The organism is Thiomicrospira sp., assembly GCF_036568485.1.
Classification (GTDB): Bacteria; Pseudomonadota; Gammaproteobacteria; order Thiomicrospirales; family Thiomicrospiraceae; genus Thiomicrospira.
Genome location: NZ_DATCSL010000129.1, coordinates 1 through 2,314, shown reverse-complemented (window position 1 = coordinate 2,314; position 2,314 = coordinate 1). Strand labels below are relative to the sequence as shown.

Sequence of the window (2,314 nt, the reverse complement as noted above, 5' to 3'; positions counted from 1 at the left end):
GCCTTTTTCACTATTTCCAATGCTGGTAACCATGTTATAATGTTCCCACGTTATACGTAATGAAGTTACAACGTCACACGTAATGAAGTTATGCGTAATGTATAGATGTAAGCCCCTGTAGGATTGCCGTCCGTAGCAGGGGCTTTTTATTGTCTAAGCGAAATCGTTTAAAATATGGCTCATTTGGTGATGTAGTCCATAAAGATTGTCTAATACAGCAGACTCTTGAGCTGGAGTGCCAGCACTAAAGCTACTATTGTTAATACTCGTTGAAAGATGAGCAACAGCAATTTGCAATAGCCGTATAACATCAGGCGAGAGCGTTATATTTACGTTTACTTCTTCTATTTCTATATTTTGTATTTTCATTATTTAACTTCCTGATTAAATTCATTCATTTCTTTCATACCATCTTCGACAAGATTAAGCATATTCTGCAAAGCAGGGGCGATACTCTTATTGTCTTTTAGAGCCTTTAATCCGTCCCTAGTCATTTCCATAGCAGGCTGCATATTGTATAGAAAATCCTTAACAATACTGGTCTTAGGGCGACCCGTTAGCTCTGCTAACTCTGCAAGCAAATCATTCATTTCATCATCAATGCTTAAATTTATTCTAATGCGTTCAGTCATCTCACAAACCTTTGGTTACCTCGTATAAATGATGGTAACCTATAAAACACTATAAGTAAAGATGATTTATTGACAGTTAATGGTTTACGTAATGCCTAACGCTTGCCCTCGGCGAAAAGATGCCGAGCGCGCTAACGGCTGATAATTGATGGATCTCTATCGTTTCTTATCAAAAGACTGTAACTGAAGGGCAAAGGGTTGAGTGCTAATAGACTATTAGCACTTCGGCATGAGCCATTAAGATTTTGCACGCAGTTTCTTCACGAAGTGAGAAACGTCTAAGCGTGCCTTAAGCATTTAGGCATAGATAAACCTAGCCTGTCCTACCTCGATCCTCAATCGTCATTCTTCCTCTTCGTCCTCGGATAGGCGCTAGGCTAGGACGCTAACGCTAGGGCTTGGTGTCGCAGGCTTATAAATTCTTCATCTTTCATCAACTGCCCGATATTTTCTTTTGACTCCCTTATGGCAGCTTCCATAATTAAGTCATCAACACGCGCATAACCGTCGGTCATTTCAAGCTCTACAGCACGCAGCACACTAGCACGCAGCTTGTACTTAATAACCAATTTGAATAAATCACGGTCTAATGTTCTAACTTCAACGCTGTCTTTTTCTGTTTCAGTCGCCAATTCTTCGTCTGTCATTTCTTCAACTAACAGTAATGCTTTTAAACCACGCGACCAGTGGAGCTGACGCTTACCCTTAAATGCAATAGCAAACTGCTGAAACAAGCGTCCTGAACGCTCACAACCATCTTCTGATAGTCTTAGTAAGTCCCAAGGCGTAGAACTACCGTCACGACCTCTTTTGGTATGCCCTTTGGTCATTTCATCTTCTAAGCCCCACTTAGACACGTATTTATCGGCATACGTACCGTCTTGCAAATCGCAGCCATGTTCTACGCTAGGGAGTTTAAGACCTGATTTTCTACAGCAGTTTTGCCACTCAAAGGCGATAAAGAGCCGTAGAGCTTTAATATCTACAGAATTTTTGAAGAATAACAAAATATGATAATGTGGATGCCAACCGTTTTTACCATGAGTAACTTCGGTTGTGATGATGTGGCCAACTTTACCCAATGCAGCAAATCGCTCTTTGGTTTTACGGTCACCCCATAGATACTTGATAGCTTTTTGCTGACCAGTGAGAAGAGATTGCAGGTTATCGCCATGGTGATGGGAGTTTGTGAGAGTAAGCAAATAGACAGAACCGCCTTCGGCAGTCCATTTTGAGATACCTGCTTTTAATTCCTGCCTTCTGCCTTCGCTAATTTGTGCAGCACAGACTGGACATATCCAAATACTGCCACAGCGTTGTAGGTTGTCATAGTGAGCGGTGGCTCTAGTTTCGTTGTAACGGATACCGACATCTTTTTCTTTAGTGATACGCATTTTTAAGCATTTGCAAACTCGCTCCTTTGGGAGCAGTTTGCCTGAATGATTTTGCAAAGCATATTTTTCGGCGCGACGCGCTGCATTTTCCCGCAGCCCTTGAAAATCAAGGCTGGACTGACATTTCGTCATAGTACCAAGGGACGAGCCTTTTTCACTATTTCCAATGCTGGTAACCATGTTATAATGTTCCCACGTTATACGTAATGAAGTTACAACGTCACACGTAATGAAGTTATGCGTAATGTATAGATGTAAGCCCCTGTAGGATTGCCGTCCGTAGCAGGG

The 2,314-nt window shown here is 41.8% G+C and carries 3 protein-coding genes; all 3 read right to left on the bottom strand.

Going from position 1 to position 2,314, the window contains the following annotated elements:
* Positions 1–153: 153 nt before the first annotated feature.
* Positions 154–369 (bottom strand): hypothetical protein, encoded by a 216-nt coding sequence (locus VIM91_RS11805; RefSeq protein ID WP_331865006.1) that lies wholly within the window; start codon positions 367–369, stop codon positions 154–156.
* A complete protein-coding gene (locus tag VIM91_RS11800) occupies positions 369–632 on the bottom strand; it encodes a hypothetical protein (RefSeq protein WP_331865005.1) in 264 nt (87 codons plus the stop codon). Before VIM91_RS11800 ends, VIM91_RS11805 begins: the two co-directional genes overlap by 1 nt.
* Before the next feature lie 377 nt (positions 633–1,009).
* Positions 1,010–2,206: a protein rep gene (locus VIM91_RS11795; protein ID WP_331865004.1), complete on the bottom strand. Its 1,197-nt coding sequence runs from the start codon at positions 2,204–2,206 to the stop codon at positions 1,010–1,012.
* Positions 2,207–2,314: the final 108 nt, after the last annotated feature.

Excerpts from the sequence above, each read along its gene's own strand:
- VIM91_RS11795 (WP_331865004.1), bottom strand. The coding sequence starts at position 2,206 with ATGGTTACCAGCATTGGAAATAGTGAAAAAGGCTCGTCCCTTGGTACT.
- VIM91_RS11805 (WP_331865006.1), bottom strand. The coding sequence starts at position 369 with ATGAAAATACAAAATATAGAAATAGAAGAAGTAAACGTAAATATAACG.
- VIM91_RS11800 (WP_331865005.1), bottom strand. The coding sequence starts at position 632 with ATGACTGAACGCATTAGAATAAATTTAAGCATTGATGATGAAATGAAT.